The organism is Prevotella sp. khp7, from assembly GCF_900109055.1.
GTDB lineage: Bacteria > Bacteroidota > Bacteroidia > Bacteroidales > Bacteroidaceae > Prevotella.
The window spans coordinates 38,603-54,664 of sequence record NZ_FOIV01000004.1; the positions used below are offsets into that span (position 1 = coordinate 38,603).

12 protein-coding genes are annotated in these 16,062 nt (G+C 51.7%); 8 read left to right on the forward strand and 4 right to left on the reverse strand.

The genetic code is table 11. The annotated features are described in order from the left end of the window. Window positions 1-156 precede the first annotated feature (156 nt). The 8 genes from BMX82_RS10560 to BMX82_RS10595 all read left to right on the forward strand — a co-directional run bounded on the left by BMX82_RS10560 (window position 157) and on the right by BMX82_RS10595 (window position 12,948). Window positions 157-1,662: a THUMP domain-containing class I SAM-dependent RNA methyltransferase gene (locus tag BMX82_RS10560; RefSeq protein ID WP_091769491.1), complete on the forward strand. Its 1,506-nt coding sequence runs from the start codon at window positions 157-159 to the stop codon at window positions 1,660-1,662. Beyond that, a complete protein-coding gene (locus tag BMX82_RS10565; protein WP_091768707.1) occupies window positions 1,649-3,814 on the forward strand; it encodes a S9 family peptidase in 2,166 nt (721 codons plus the stop codon). The genes BMX82_RS10560 and BMX82_RS10565 overlap by 14 nt, the downstream gene beginning before the upstream one ends. A gap of 86 nt (window positions 3,815-3,900) precedes the next feature. Further along, complete coding sequence (purD, locus tag BMX82_RS10570) at window positions 3,901-5,187, forward strand: phosphoribosylamine--glycine ligase (RefSeq protein ID WP_091768710.1); 1,287 nt, start codon at window positions 3,901-3,903, stop codon at window positions 5,185-5,187. Then, a complete protein-coding gene (locus tag BMX82_RS10575; protein ID WP_091768713.1) occupies window positions 5,184-6,128 on the forward strand; it encodes a hypothetical protein in 945 nt (314 codons plus the stop codon). Before purD ends, BMX82_RS10575 begins: the two co-directional genes overlap by 4 nt. After that, a complete protein-coding gene (locus tag BMX82_RS10580) occupies window positions 6,104-6,556 on the forward strand; it encodes a YqaA family protein (protein ID WP_091768716.1) in 453 nt (150 codons plus the stop codon). The genes BMX82_RS10575 and BMX82_RS10580 overlap by 25 nt, the downstream gene beginning before the upstream one ends. Before the next feature lie 63 nt (window positions 6,557-6,619). Beyond that, the gene (locus BMX82_RS10585) at window positions 6,620-9,985 is read left to right on the forward strand and encodes a protein O-mannosyl-transferase family (RefSeq protein WP_091768719.1); all 3,366 of its coding nucleotides are present in this window, start codon (window positions 6,620-6,622) and stop codon (window positions 9,983-9,985) included. Further along, on the forward strand, window positions 9,982-10,593 hold the full coding sequence (locus BMX82_RS10590; RefSeq protein ID WP_036909522.1) for a polysaccharide deacetylase family protein: 612 nt from the start codon (window positions 9,982-9,984) through the stop codon (window positions 10,591-10,593). Before BMX82_RS10585 ends, BMX82_RS10590 begins: the two co-directional genes overlap by 4 nt. 39 nt (window positions 10,594-10,632) lie before the next feature. Continuing rightward, window positions 10,633-12,948, forward strand: a complete 2,316-nt coding sequence (locus BMX82_RS10595; protein WP_255396599.1) for a glycoside hydrolase family 3 C-terminal domain-containing protein — start codon at window positions 10,633-10,635, stop codon at window positions 12,946-12,948. Window positions 12,949-13,011: 63 nt separating this feature from the next. Here the strand turns inward: BMX82_RS10595 and BMX82_RS10600 are convergent, their stop codons facing one another. Genes BMX82_RS10600 through BMX82_RS10615 form a run of 4 tightly spaced genes read right to left on the reverse strand, consistent with a single transcriptional unit; the run spans window position 13,012 to window position 16,061 of the window. Next, a complete protein-coding gene (locus BMX82_RS10600; RefSeq protein ID WP_091768725.1) occupies window positions 13,012-13,620 on the reverse strand; it encodes a sugar transferase in 609 nt (202 codons plus the stop codon). After that, a complete protein-coding gene (locus tag BMX82_RS10605) occupies window positions 13,613-14,677 on the reverse strand; it encodes a 3-oxoacyl-ACP synthase III family protein (protein WP_091768746.1) in 1,065 nt (354 codons plus the stop codon). The genes BMX82_RS10600 and BMX82_RS10605 overlap by 8 nt, the downstream gene beginning before the upstream one ends. Continuing rightward, on the reverse strand, window positions 14,677-14,916 hold the full coding sequence (locus BMX82_RS10610; protein WP_091768749.1) for a phosphopantetheine-binding protein: 240 nt from the start codon (window positions 14,914-14,916) through the stop codon (window positions 14,677-14,679). The genes BMX82_RS10605 and BMX82_RS10610 overlap by 1 nt, the downstream gene beginning before the upstream one ends. Window positions 14,917-14,966: 50 nt before the next feature. Beyond that, window positions 14,967-16,061: a glycosyltransferase family protein gene (locus BMX82_RS10615; RefSeq protein ID WP_091768752.1), complete on the reverse strand. Its 1,095-nt coding sequence runs from the start codon at window positions 16,059-16,061 to the stop codon at window positions 14,967-14,969. Between the last annotated feature and the right edge of the window lies 1 nt (window position 16,062).

Below are 16,062 nucleotides of genomic sequence, written 5' to 3' on the forward strand. Positions count from 1 at the left end.
GAATTCGGTGGGCAAAATTAAGGATTTTATTTGAATTGCCAACAAAAATGCCTGTTTTTTTCGTAAAAAGTCATCTTTTTTGTAAGATTAACAGAAAAAATGTGTGATATTTGCTCACTTTACATTAACTTTGCAGGCTGTAATTGAATGACATTCATGGAACAAAAATTTGAATTAATCGCCAAAACGTTTATGGGACTGGAACCTGTACTGGCGAAGGAGCTGACCCAACTGGGGGCTAACGATGTGGAAATCGGTAGACGAATGGTATCGTTTACAGGTGATAAGGAAATGATGTATCGTGCAAATTTCCAGTTGCACACTGCCATCAGAATTTTAAAACCCATACGGCATTTCAAAGCCAAGAGCGCTGACGATGTGTATGAGGAAATCAAGAAGATAGATTGGACAGAATTTTTAGGGACGGAGAAGACCTTCACCGTCGACTCTGTGGTGTTCTCTGAAGAGTTCCGCCACTCTAAGTTCGTGTCCTACAAGGTGAAAGACGCCATCGTGGATCAGTTCCGCGAGAAGACAGGCAAGCGCCCCAACATCTCTGTGGCTAACCCTGACGTCCGTCTGAATATGCATATCGCAGAAGACAAGTGTACGCTGAGTCTCGACTCCAGCGGCGAGTCGCTGCATCGCCGCGGCTATCGCCAGGAGAGTGTCGAGGCACCTCTGAACGAGGTTCTGGCAGCAGGTATGATCCTGCTCTCTGGCTGGCAGGGCGACACCGATTTCATCGACCCCATGTGCGGCAGCGGTACGCTGCTCATTGAGGCTGCCCTCATTGCCAAGAACATGGCTCCTGGTCTGTTCCGCAAGGAGTTTGCCTTCGAGAAGTGGCCTGACTTTGACGCCGACCTTTTCGACAGCATCTATAACGACGAGAGTTTGGAACGTGAGTTCAATCACAAGATTTACGGCTACGATATCGACATGAAGGCTGTAAACACAGCTCGCATGAATGTGAAGGCTGCTGGCCTGTCTGACATCATCAGCATAGAGCAGCGCGACTTCAAAGAGTTCACCCAGCCAGAGAACAAGAGCATCATCATCACCAATCCGCCTTATGGCGAGCGCATCTCTACCCCTGACCTCATGGGTACCTATCGTATGATTGGCGAGCGACTGAAGCACCAGTTCAAGGGCAACGACGCCTGGGTGCTGAGCTATCGCGAGGAGTGTTTCGACCAGATTGGTCTGAAGCCCAGCATCAAGATTCCTCTCTATAACGGCAGTCTGGAGTGCGAGTTCCGCAAGTACCAGATGTTCGATGGAAAACTGAAGGACTTCCGCTCTGAAGGCGGCATCGTGAAGACCGAGGAGGAGAAGCGCCAGATGGCCGAGAAGCACCGCTTCAAGAAAGAGCGCGAGTTCAAGAAACGTTTGGAGGAGCAGGAGGAGAACGAAGAGGCCGACATCCGCTCGTTCACCTTCCACCGCCACAACCTCGACAAAGACAAGCGCAATGAGCGCAGAAGCCGCAGAGACAACGGCCGTGAAGACCGTGAGGAGCGCAGAGACCGCAAGGGCGGCTACAAGAGCAGCGCGAACAAGGGCGGCCATGAGCGTTTCGACCGCAGCGGCAAAGGTCGCTCATTCAGCAAAGGCAAGGATTTCGGAAAGAAAAGGAGATTCAACGATGACGAGGATTAAGCAGTTGCTGACCACGACATTGCTCCTGGCAGCCTCTATGACAATGAGCGCACAAAACAGACTTTTCTCCCTTGAGGACCTGAATTTCGGCGGCAACAACTACTACCGTATGCAGCCCAGGGACATGTTCCTCACCTGGTGGGGCGAGAGACTCGTTCAGACGGATGTGGAGGAGTGCTACCTTATCGACACGAAGACTGGTGAGAAGCACCTGCTCTTCACCCTCGATGACATCAACACATGGGCAGAGAGCGACAGCGTGAGATATGTTCGCCACCTGATGAACGCCACCTTCCCCTACCCCAGTCAGCCCATTGTGGCAGTAGGCAACAGAAAGGCTTTCATCCTTGTCGACTTCGAGGCAAAGAAGATTGTATGGCAGGACAGCATCTCCGGTCAGGAGGCAAACGACTGGAACGCCCAATCGCGCGCCACAGCCTATGTCGAGAACAATCAGCTCTTCATCGCCGACGCACAGGGCAAGAAACACCAGCTGTCGACCGACGGCTCACGCGAGATTGTCTACGGGCAGTCTGTCCACCGCAATGAGTTTGGCATCAACAAGGGCACTTTCTGGAGTCCTGATGGTATGCGTCTGGCCTTCTATCGCATGGATCAGAGCATGGTGACCGACTATCCGCAGGTGGATATCTTCCCTCGCGAAGCTACCCATGAGCCTGACAAATATCCCATGGCCGGCATGACCTCTCATAAGGTCACCGTAGGCGTCTACGACCTCCAGTCGCAGCAGACCGTCTACCTGCAGGCTGGCGACCCCACAGACCGCTATTTCACGAACATCGCATGGAGCCCTGACAGCAAGACCGTCTATATTCTTGAACTGAATCGCGGTCAGAACGACTGTCGTCTGGTGTCTTATAACGCCATCACTGGTGAACGTATCGCAGAACTCTATCGCGAGACATCCGATAAATATGTAGAACCACAGAACCCCATCCAGTTCCTGCCTTGGGATGACACGAAGTTCATCCTACAGAGTGAGAAGGACGGCTATAACCACCTCTATCTGTTCGACGTGAAGGGTAAGGAACTCAAGCAGCTCACCAAAGGCCCTTGGGTGGTAATGGAGGTGGTTGGTTTCAACCGCAAGAGCCAGAGCATCATCATTCGCTCCAACGAGCTCAGTCCCCTGCAGAGCAATCTCTATGCCGTCAACGTGAAGACGGGCAAGCGCACCCTTCTCGACCGTGGCATCGGCGTGACTCGCAGCGTCAGCCTCTCTGCCTCTGGCCAACAGGCTGTTGAGAAGTTCTCTGCGCCCGACATTCCTCGCATCATCGATATCGTGAACACCAGCAATGGGAAGCGTTACGAGTTGCTCAATGCCGAAGACCCCTGGCAGAACTACCAGCAGCCCATCTTCGAGAATGGCAGCATCAAGGCTGCCGACGGACTGACCGACCTGTATTTCCGCATGGTGAAGCCAGCCGACTTCGATGCCAGCAAGAAATACCCCACCGTGGTATACGTATATGGTGGTCCCCACGCCCATAACGTCGATGCCTCATGGCACTGGATGAGTCGCTCGTGGGAGACATATATGGCTCAGAAAGGCTATATCCTGTTCATCCTCGACAACCGCGGTTCAGAGAATCGCGGACGCGACTTCGAGCAGGCCACCTTCCACCAGCTGGGACAGATAGAGATGCAGGACCAGATGAAGGGTGTCGACTATCTGCGCACCCTGCCTTACGTTGATATGGATCGTCTGGGCGTACATGGCTGGAGCTTTGGCGGTTTCATGACCATCTCGCTGATGACCAACTACCCCGATGTGTTCAAGGTGGGTGTGGCTGGCGGCCCTGTCATCGACTGGAAATGGTATGAGGTGATGTATGGCGAACGCTATATGGGCACCCCTGAGAACAATCCTGAGGGCTATGCCAGGACTTCTCTGCTTGCCAAAGCCAAGAACCTGAAGGGCAAGCTGCAGATTATCACCGGCTACAACGACAACACCGTGGTACCTCAGCACTGCCTGTCGTTCCTCGATGCCTGTATCAAGGCCGACACACAGCCCGACTTCTTCGCTTACCCTGGTGAGGAGCACAACATGCGCGGCCATGCCAGCGTGCATCTGCATGAGCGCATCACACAGTACTTCGAAGACTACCTAAAGGTAAAAAGGTGAAAAGGTAAAAAGGTAGAAAGGTAAAAAGGTAAAAAAGGTAAAAAGGTAAAAAGGTGAAAAAGTAAAAAGAGAAAAGGATAAGAAATATGAAAATACTACTGTTAGGAAGTGGCGGACGTGAGCACGCCCTAGCTTGGAAAATTGCTCAGAGTGAGAAATGTGAGAAACTCTATATTGCCCCAGGTAACGCTGGCACTGGCAACTGCGGTGAGAATGTAGCCATGAAGGCCGACGACTTCGAGGCCATCAAGGAGTTCATCGTGGCCAAGGGCGTTAACATGGTGGTTGTCGGTCCTGAGGACCCTCTGGTGAAAGGCATCTACGACAACCTGAAGGCCGACGAGCGTACTAAGGACGTACCCGTCATCGGCCCTTCAAAGGCTGGTGCCGTACTCGAAGGCTCCAAGGACTTTGCCAAGAGTTTCATGCAGCGCCACAACATCCCCACAGCACGCTATCAGACCTTCGACGGCGAACATCTGGAGGAGGGTCTAAAGTTTCTTGAGACCCTCGAAGCTCCCTACGTTCTCAAGGCCGACGGTCTCTGCGCAGGTAAGGGCGTTCTGATTCTCCCCACCCTCGACGAGGCCAAGAAAGAACTCAAGGAGATGCTGGGCGGCATGTTCGGCAACGCCTCGAGCCGTGTGGTCATCGAGGAGTTCATGAGTGGTATCGAGTGCTCTGTCTTCGTACTCACTGATGGCAAAAACTATAAGATTCTGCCTGAGGCCAAGGACTACAAGCGTATCGGCGAGCACGATACGGGTCTGAACACTGGCGGTATGGGTAGCGTTACCCCTGTGCCCTTCGCCACCAAGGAGTGGATGCAGAAGGTGGAGGATCGCATCATCCGTCCCACAGTAGAAGGTCTGGCTGCTGACGGCATCGACTATAAGGGATTCATCTTCTTCGGCCTCATCAACCGCACCAATACGCCAAGCAAAGAGGCTGAGCCATACGTCATCGAGTACAACTGTCGTATGGGCGACCCAGAGACTGAGAGCGTTATGCTCCGTCTGAAGAGCGACATCGTCGATCTGTTCGAGGGTGTAGCTGCCGGCGACCTCGACAAGCGTGCCATCGAGTTCGATTCCCGTTCTGCCGTGTGCGTCATGATGGTGAGCGGCGGTTACCCCCAGGAGTACAAGAAGGGTTACCCCATCACAGGTATCGACCAGGTAGAGGGATCTATCGTCTTCCACAGTGGCACGGCCATGAAGGACGGTCAGGTAGTGACGGCTGGTGGTCGCGTCATCGCTGTCTCTTCCTACGGCAAGGATAAGGCCGAGGCACTACAGAAATCGTTTGAGGAGGCTCAGAAGATTCAGTTCACCGATAAATATTTCCGTCGCGACATCGGCGCTGATCTATGATCAAACGCTTACAAAACAGAATCGCAGAAAGCCGTTACGCATTGCCAGTAACGGCCTTCTACGCCATACTCATCTGGCTCACCGCTGGTCTGGTGTCCCAGCAGTGGTGGGTCCAGTTCGGCTGTTTCGTGCTGTCGGCGTGGATGATGATGCAACTCAACAATGAGAACCTGCTCATCCGCATCTACAGCCGACTGGTGTCGTGCGCCTATCTGGCAATCACCTGTGCGGCAGTCTTTCTCTTTCCCTCGCGCTCAGGAGCACTCATGCAGATGGGAGCAGCTTTGGCTCTTTACCTGCTCTGGCACAGCTATCAGGACCGCGACTCGGTAGGCTGGACATTCTACACATTCCTTTGTCTGGGCATAGGAAGCATCATCCAGAGTCAGGTGCTTTACTACCTGCCTGCGTTCTGGATTATGATGGCGTGGTTCATCTTCTCACTCTCATGGCGCACGTTCTTTGCTTCCCTGTTGGGCCTGCTCACTCCCTATTGGTTCTGTCTGCCTTATTATGTCTATCAGGGCGAAGACAGTCTGGCTCTGCTGTCAAGTCATCTGAGCAGTCTGTTCGATATCGTGTCGCGCCCCGACTACACGATGCTCAACTTGTCCCAGTTGACATTTCTGGGCTTTCTTGTAGTGCTCTTTGTCATCGGTGCCATCCACTTTATCCTCACTAGTTATAAGGATAAGATCCGTGTACGCCAGATATACTACAGTTTTATCATGGTGGCCATTTATTCCTTATTGCTGGTGGTGGTTCAGCCCCAGTGCTACGACATGGTAATCCGCGTGCTGATTCTGGTGGTCAGCCCCATCGTCGCCCATTTCTTTGCGCTCACCCACACACGTCTCACCAATATCCTGTTCATCGTCATCATCATCATGGCCCTTTTGTTCACAGGCTATAACCTATGGATGTCATCATCACTCTTTTAAGTCAGTATGGTTATTGGGGCATGCTGCTGGCAGCCTTTCTGGCTGGCAGTTTCTTCCCTTTTTCCAGCGAGGCGGTGATGATAGCGCTCATGGCCACTGGCCTCGACCCTTGGCAACTCATGATCTACGGCACCATCGGTAATGTGCTGGGCTCTGTGGTCAACTACGGCATCGGTCGTATGGGCAGGATGGAATGGATTGAGAAGTACCTCCATGTCAGGAAAGAAAGCCTCGACAAAGCCCATCGTTTTATGGCAGGTCATGGCTCTTGGATGGGCTTTTTCGCCTTCCTGCCTGTTCTCGGCAGTGCCATCACCATCGCCTTGGGACTGATGCGCTCCAACATCGTCATCACATTCATCGCCATCACCATAGGCAAATTATTCCGTTATATTATCTTAATTTACGGCGCAGGGCTGTTTATGTAAACAAAGTTTTTAGTATCTTTGCAGTCATAATTTGAGTTTTAACGTTAGAATAGCATATTTTCAATGAAACAATTCAGACTGGTGGACAATACCCTCGGTTGGCTTTCTTTTCTGATTGCCGCCTTTGTCTATTGCTCCACGATCGAGCCGACAGCCAGCTTCTGGGACTGTCCGGAGTTTATCACGACAGGTTATAAACTTGAAATAGGTCACCCCCCTGGGGCACCGTTCTTCATGCTTACTGCCAACCTGTTCTCGCAGTTCACAAGCGATGCGACTCAGGTGGCCCGCATGGTCAACACGATGAGCGCCCTGCTCTCTGCCACGTGTATCCTATTCCTCTTCTGGAGCATCACCCACTTGGTACGCAGACTGCTCATCAGCCGCTGGGAAGACCTCTCGCTCTCTAAGCTCATAGCCATCGAGGGCTCTGGCTTGGTGGGCGCATTGATCTACACTTTCAGCGATACCTTCTGGTTCTCGGCTGTCGAGGGCGAGGTCTATGCCTACTCCTCGGCCTTTACTGCTGTGGTGTTCTGGCTCATCCTGAAATGGGAAGACCATGCCGACGAGCCTCATTCTGACCGCTGGCTCATCCTGATCATGTATATGACAGGTCTGTCTATCGGTGTCCACCTGCTCAACCTGCTGTGTGTACCTGCCATCGGCCTGGTATATTACTACCGTCGCTATCCCGATGCCAATCTCAAGGGCTCGCTCATTGCCTTGGCGGCTTCGCTGGTCATCCTGGCAGCCGTGCTCTATGGCGTCGTTCCTGGCATCATCACCGTGGGCGGCTGGTTCGAGCTATTCTTCGTCAACACGCTCGGCATGCCGTTCAACACGGGCGAGATCATCTATATCATCCTGCTGGTGAGCTGTGTCATCTGGGCAGTCTATGAGACCCAGACGCAGCGTCACTCCGAGAAGGTACAGAATATTGCCTTCCTGCTCTCAGTGGGCATGCTTGGCATTCCTTTCTACGGCTGGGGATGGTCGGCCTTCATCATCGGTATCATCGTACTGGCAGCCCTCTGGTTCGTATTGGGTTATACAAAGGACAAGAAAGCACTCATCACAGCCCGCATGAAGAACACCACCCTGCTCTGCATGCTCATGCTTATGATTGGCTACTCCAGCTACGCGCTGATTGTCATCCGTTCTTCTGCCAACCCTCCGATGGACCAGAACTCTCCAGAGGACATCTTCACACTCGGCGACTATCTGGGACGTGACCAGTATGGCAACCGCCCACTGTTCTATGGTCAGGCTTACACCTCTCAGGTAGCCCTCGAACAGGATGGCAACTACTGCAAGCCCGTCATGTCGAAGGGTAAGCCCGTCTACCAGCGCAAGGAGAAGGCTTCTGCCGACGAGAAAGACTCTTATTTCGTAGTTCGCACTAAAGACGAATACGTATATGCCCAGAACATGTTCTTCCCACGTATGTACGATGCAGGTCATGCTGCAGCCTACGAATCGTGGATGGGTGGTGTCGACGGCACCGAGGTTCCCTACGACCGCTGTGGCGAGCCCATGACCGTCAAGGTCCCCTCACAGTTCGAGAACATCCGTTTCTTCCTGTCTTACCAGTGTAACTTCATGTACTGGCGTTACTTCATGTGGAACTTCGCCGGTCGTCAGAACGATATCCAAGGTAATGGTGAACTCGAGCACGGCAACTGGATCACAGGTATCCCCTTCATCGACAACGCACGCCTGGGCGACCAGGAGCTGTTGCCCGACGAACTGAAGGAGAACAAGGGCCACAACGTGTTCTACTGCATGCCACTTATCTTGGGCCTCATCGGTCTCTTCTGGCAGGCATGGTACACCCGCAAGCGTAAGACCGTGGTCAACGGCACAGAGAAGATCATCGACGACCCCGTGGGCATCCGCCAGTTCTGGGTGGTGTTCTTCCTCTTCTTCATGACCGGTCTGGCCATCGTCATCTACCTCAACCAGACACCTATGCAACCCCGTGAGCGCGACTACGCTTACGCAGGCTCGTTCTATGCCTTCGCCATCTGGTGTGGCATGGGCGTGGCAGCCATCATCGACTGGCTCCAGCGCAAGCTGAAGAAGGAGAATATGATTATCGCAGCCGTGGTAGCTGTCGTTGCTCTGCTGGTTCCCATCCAGATGGCCTCACAGACATGGGACGACCACGACCGTTCTGGACGCTACACTTGTCGCGACTTCGGTCAGAACTACCTCATGACTCTGCAGGAGGAGGGCAATCCTATCATCTTCACCAATGGCGACAATGACACCTTCCCCCTCTGGTACAACCAAGACACCGAGGGCGTGCGTACCGATGCCCGCGTCTGCAACCTCTCTTACCTGCAGACCGACTGGTATATCGACCAGATGCGCCGTCAGGCTTACGACTCACCTTCACTGCCCATCACATGGAGCCGACTGGAGTATTGCGCCGGCACCAACGAGTATGTACAGGTCGACCCCTCGCTTAAGGAACAGGTGCTCGAGCTCTATCGTCAGAATCCTGAGGAGGCTAAGAAGCAGCTGGGCGAAGAGCCCTTCGAGCTGAAGAACATCCTCAACCACTGGGTACGCTCTAAGGTCAAGGACTTCCACGTCATCCCCACCGATACCGTTTATATGACCATCGATAAAGAGGCTGTCCGCAAGAGTGGCATGATGATGGCAGCTGATAGCATCCCCGACAAGATGGTCATCTCGCTCAAGGGTAAGAGTGCCCTTTACAAGGGCGACCTCATGATGCTCGAGATTCTTGCCAATGCCAACTGGACACGTCCTGTCTATGTAGCCCTTACCGTGGGTTCCGAGAACTACATGAACCTGGGCGACAACTTCGTGCAGGAGGGTCTGGCCAATCGCATCACGCCGTTCACCACCAACGCTCCAGGTGCCAAGAACTTCGATACCGAGAAGACGTTCAACAACGTGATGAACAAGTTCAAGTTCGGTGGTGTTGATACCAAGGGCATCTATCTTGACGAGACGGTGATCCGTATGTGCTACACCCACCGTCGCCTGCTCTCATTGTTGGCCATGAACCTCGTCAACGAGGGTAAGAACGACAAGGCCAAGCAGGTACTCGACAAGTGTGAGAAGGCTCTGCCATCCTATAACATCCCGCACGACTTCCAGAGCGGTTCACTCGACCTGGCTCGTGCCTATGCCTTGACGGCTCAGCCCAAGAAGGCCCAGCAGCTCATCGACGAACTCTGGAAGAAGTCGGCACAGTACCTGCAGTTCTACTGCTCGCTCGACGAGTCTCGTTTCAGCATGTCACAGCACGACTGCATGGTTCATCTCTATATCATGCAGCAGATACTCAGCATCGAGGACATGATAGATCAGAAGAAGTCTGAGCGCCTTGAGCAACAGCTCCAGAGCCTCATGCATATATACGAATCCAAAGGAGGGAGCTACGGAGAATGATTATTGAGCAACCAGCACCCTATCTCCGCTGGCTCTACCCTAGGGCCTACTGGAGGATGGACCGTCACGACAGGTCAGTGTACCTGACCTTCGACGACGGCCCCATACCAGAAGCCACCCCGTTTATCCTTGAAACGCTGAAGCAGTTCAATGCCAAGGCCACCTTCTTCATGGTGGGCGACAATGTGCGCAAGTATCCGGAGCTCTATCAGCGCATCGTGGCAGAGGGCCATCAGGTGGGTAACCACACCCACAACCATATCGGTGGTCTACGCCACACCATCAAGGAATACAGCTATAATGTCGAGAAGGCCAATGCCTACATCCACAGCCATTACGTGCGCCCGCCCCATGGTTGGATGCGTATGGCACAATATGCCTGGCTCAGTCGTAAGTACAAAATCGTGATGTGGGACCTTGTCACCCGCGACTACTCTAAATGGATGACAGCCGAGGATGTGGTCAACAATGTCAAGAAATACGCACGCAACGGTTCCATCATCACCTTCCACGACTCCCTCAAGTCCATCGACAAGCTCCGCACAGCCCTCCCAGAGAGTCTCCAATGGCTCAAAGACCAGGGCTATTCTTTCCGCACCTTCCCCTAAACCCCTTACTATCGACTATAAACACTAAACAATAAAAAAATGAAGAAATTACTAACATCTTGTTTACTAGCTACCACATTCGCTATGACAACAAATGCTCAGCCGCAACTCTCGGCAACAAACATCGACGAAGTACTTAAGGCCATGACCCTTGAGGAGAAAGCCAAACTTCTGGTTGGCGGTGCAAACAACTTCTTCGGCGCCAATGCCGTTGTAGGCGGCGAGGCCGACCTCGTGGCAGGTGCTGCCGGCACCTCCCCTGCCATTCCCCGTCTTGGCATCCCAGCCACAGTACTCACCGACGGCCCTGCAGGTGTGCGTATCGACCCCACTCGTCCGGGCACCGACAAGACCTATTATGCCACTGCATTCCCCATTGGTTCCTGTCTGGCTTCCACCTGGAACACCGAACTCGTTGGACGTGTGGGCGAGGCCATCGGCAATGAGACCAAGGAATATCGCTGCGATGTCATCCTGGGTCCTGGCATGAACCTCCATCGCAATCCCCTCTGCGGTCGCAACTTCGAGTACTACTCAGAAGACCCCCTGCTCACCGGTAAGATTGCCGCTGCTTATATCAACGGCGTACAGAGTCAGGGTGCAGGCGTCTCTGCCAAGCACTTCGCTGTGAACTCACAGGAGACCGACCGCACCTCTGTCGACGAGCGCGTCTCTCAGCGTGCAGCCCGTGAGCTCTATCTCCGCGGCTTCGAGATTGCAGTCCGCGAGAGCAACCCCTGGACCATCATGGCATCATATAATAAGGTGAACGGTGAGTTCTCGATGGGTAACCACGACCTGCTCACCAAGATCCTCCGCGACGACTGGGGCTTCAAGGGCATCGTCATGACCGACTGGATTGGCATCCGCGAAGGTCTGCCCACCATCCGCGAGGTACAGGCAGGCAACGACCTCATGGAGCCGGGCCAGCCTGCTCAGGTTGAAGAGATCATCGCTGGTGTGAAGAACGGAACCCTCGCCATCGCCGATGTCGACCGCAATGTGCGTCGCATGCTCGAGTACATCGTCAAGACGCCCAGTTTCCACAAGTATCCAGCCAGCAACGCCCCCGACTTCAAAGCTCATGCCGCCATCACCCGTCAGACGGCTGCCGAGGGCATCGTACTGCTGAAGAACAACGGCACCCTGCCTTGGAAGGACAGTGCCATCAAGACCGTGGCCTTGTTTGGCGAGAACTCTTACGACTTCCTCTCTGGCGGCACAGGCTCAGGCTGTGTACATCCACCTTATGTAGTTGACATGCTTGAAGGTCTGAAGAACGCAGGCATCCAGTCATCACCCGTTCTCACCGACATCTATCGCAAGTACATCGAGTTCGCAAAGGTCAAGTTCCAGGCCGAGCGTCATCCTGCCAAATGGTACCAGCGCGAGTATTTCGGTCAGCAGAAATATCCGGAGATCGGCCTCTCACCCATCGCCATCAACAACGAGGTGCAGACTGCCGATGCAGCCATCATCACCATCGGTCGCCAGGCAGGTGAAGGTGTCGATCGCGACATCGACACCGAGTTCAACCTCATCGCCGAGGAGCGCGCCCTCATCACCGACGTGTGCAACGCCTTCCACGCTGCAGGCAAGCCCGTCATCGTGATTATCAACTCAGGCAGTGTCATCGAGACCGCCTCTTGGAGCAGCTACCCCGACGCCATTCTCTGCGCTTGGCAGCCAGGCATGGAGGGCGGCAACTCGATTGCCGACCTGCTCACCGGCAAGGTGAACCCCTCTGGCAAGCTCACCATGACATGGCCCATCGCCGCCACCGACCACCTCTCGACGAAGAACTTCCCTGGTCAGCTCGACTACTACAGCTTCAAGGATATGACAGCCAACAAGCAACCAATCCCAGGACATGCCTATACCAACCACGAAGAGGGCATCTATGTGGGTTATCGTTATTTCGACACCTATCAGAAAGAAGTAGCCTATCCCTTCGGCTTCGGTCTCTCCTACACCACCTTCAGTTTCTCGAAGCCTGTGGTGAAGGCAAAGGGTAAGACCGCAGTAGAGGTGACGGTCACCGTCAAGAATACCGGTTCTTGCGCTGGCAAGGAAGTGGCTCAGGTATATGTCAAGGCCCCACAGGCCCGCTTGGAAAAGCCGTCCCACGAGCTGAAGGCCTTTGCCAAGACCCGTGAGCTGCAGCCCGGCGAGAGCCAGACACTCACCATGACCATTCCCGTGCGCGATCTGGCTTCGTTCGACGAGGCAGGCTCACAATGGCTCACCGAGGCAGGCCAGTACACCTTCCTCATCGGCAACAGCAGTCGCAACCTCCCAGCCACTGCCCAGCTCACCCTGAGTGAATACACCGAGCCCACCTCCAAGGCGCTCTAAACATAAAAAATCCCCGCTCGATTTGAGCGGGGATTTTTCTTTCCTACGATATATCATCTGTTACTAGTTATGACCATTAAACTCCTCTACTGTAGCTTGGCCTTCTTCTGATACGCCCTCTCGTTTTAATACCTTCTTAATCGTTATGAAGACAATCTTCAAGTCTGTCCACAACGTGCAGTGATCCACATACCACACATCCAGTTTTAACTTATCCGTCCAGCTAATAGCATTACGCCCGTGGCACTGCGCCCAGCCTGATATGCCAGGTCTGACTTCGTGTCTACGAGCCTGTTCCTTACTATAGAGTGGCAGATATTGAACCAATAAGGGGCGTGGCCCTATGAGAGCCATGTCTCCCTTCAGAACATTAATCAACTGTGGCAACTCATCTAAAGACGTAGAGCGGATAAACTTTCCTACTTTGGTCAATCGTTGGGCATCGGGTAGAGGTTTTCCATCCGGTCCCCACTCGTCTTTCATCGTCTTGAACTTGATAACCTTGAACAACTTCTCATCCTTCCCCGGCCGTTCCTGAAAAAAGAAAGCTCCAGCCCCTTTATTGGCGAAATACAGCCATATAGAAATAGCCAGCAGTATCGGAGATATGCAGACTAAGAGAATGAGCGAGATACAGAAATCCAACAGCCGTTTAAAGAATCTATTATACATACAAACGAATCAAATCAGGTATTACCATCGGCTTCGTTTTCAGCAGCATCGTGCCCCAAGTGAGGCCAAGACCGAATGACGAGCCGAGAATGGTCGTAGGTTCTTTTTTAAGTTTATCTGCAATTCTCGTTACCATCAATGAAGGAATACTGGCACCGCCCAGATTACCGAACTCTTCCAGATTATACGGACACTTCTCTAACGGCAGTTTCAACTTCTTAACCACGCGATCTACGATCATCTTATTAGCCTGGTGAATCAGGAAGTAGTCGATATCAGTATTCCGGTCGATATTATAATCTGCCATGAACTGCTCAACACTCTTCGGTGGACGGCTGATGGCAAATGTAAATACCTTCATGCCATTAATCATGGTGTGAATTGGAGCACGGACAATGCCATTACCAAAGTCTTCGTACTCAAAACTTTCAGGCGTCGCAGGATGTCGGAAACCACCATGAGGCGTCATCAAAGCATCTCCTCCTTTTCCTAATGTATGGAAGTCGATAATGATATCGTTCGCACTTTCATCATATTCCAATGCCAAGGCAGTACCACCATCACCAAAGAGAGGTACACGACTCTTATCTTTCATCGAGCCCATCCTCAATGCCGTATCTCCCACCAACACCAGGGCTCGCTTAATCTGCCCCATAGTGAGCAGGTTGCCTGCTACGGTAATGGCATACATACAACCGCAACAGCCCATCGGAACATCTACGCAGAAGCAGTCCTCGCTAAGTCCCATGCGGTATTGCAGCAGACAGGAGGTTGGTGGTGTGCGATAGTCCCCCGTTACCGACTCGAAAATCAGCGCATCGATGCTCTCTTTTTCCCATCCAAGCTCTTCCAACAACTTCTCGCCAGCTGCCTGACACATGTCAGAAGCGCACATCGATTCTGGTGCGATATGGCGTGACTTAATGCCAACCGTATTGTCAAACAGCTCAGCTTCCTCCTTAGTAAAGAGGTCTATATCGGCAGTCTTGACAGTATGCTCAGGCACCGCCATTGCCACCCCGGCGATATTGACATTCTTTATTTCCCAGCGTGCCATTACAACTCAATATCGTATTTCTTTAACAAATCTTTTCCTTTGGCATAGGACGTCATTTCCATAATGTCCTCTGGGTCGAACATAATGTCGAAAGCCTCTTCCAGCTCCGCCACCAGACTCAACTGGTGTACAGAATCCCACTCTTCTACTGTAGCCTTCCCATACTTGTCATTCAGATCTCCAGCCTGTGCACCAAACACATGCACAAATGCTTCAATGTACTTCTCTATATTTTCCATATTCTACTTATTTTCCAGTTTTGCATATGATGTTTTGGCGGCTTCGCTCCTTAGATGCAATTCAGCCTTAAATAATTGCTAATATTCTTTTTCAGATAGTACCCTAAAGCAAACAAAATGAAGTAACACCTGTACATAAAAGGCACTTCCTTCAGAAACTTATTTGCATCCATTATTCTACCACTATAAATACAGCTTAATGCACAATTCTTGTATGCACTATTATATATTTGCTTTTTTATTTCAATTCCTTGATGGAATAAGTCTGCAAAAAATAAACAAACCTCTAGGCTACTATTATGAAACGCAAGTCTATCATCTATTGATACAGAATGAGCGATAGACCCTTTAATTTCACGATAAACAGCCACTTCTTCATCCATGAAATGAAACGTGAAGTAATACGACATCCACAGCCACATAGGCGCATCTCCCATTTTCCAGTTAGAGGTGTCCCAATTTTTCTTTTCATTTTCGTATGCAGATCGAAGTGAATTCCTATAGCAAGTAGTAGAATGACAAATGGGATTAGATATTATAATCTGTCTGAATTCGTCCTTATCATTCCCATATATTCTAGTGTAGCGATTCTTGTTTTGATCAAAAACCTTAGCCTTTGCATGAACTAAACCAATACTGTCATCAGATTCTAAAATATCTACTTGTTTCTGCAGTTTCTGAGGGTCAGTCCAATAATCGTCTCCGTCACAAACTGCTAAGTATTTTGCATTTCCCTCCCATTCTGCAATGTATTCATGAACTTTATAATAAATACCCGCCTGGTAGTGATTATCTGCCAATAACACTATTACGAAAGATGCCAGCGAGTTACCCCTCAACTTGGCAGTAATAAGTTGTCCATAATGCATGGTCTTACATAACTGCGTGCCCTCTTCCACATCCAGATTCTCTGCAGCCCATTTTTTCAACACATCGGGTTCACCGTCAATACTGCCATCGTCAATTACTATATATACAACAGGAAAATCTGTCTTCTGAATTATAAATCCGTGCAATGCATCTGTTATCAAGGTGGCTTGGTTATAAGTGAAACACCTTGTTGCCACCATATTGTAGCACGCAGCATTGTCCAAGGTCGAGCAGCCTAATCCTTTTACCATTTTATTTTTCAGCGATTCTGCCATG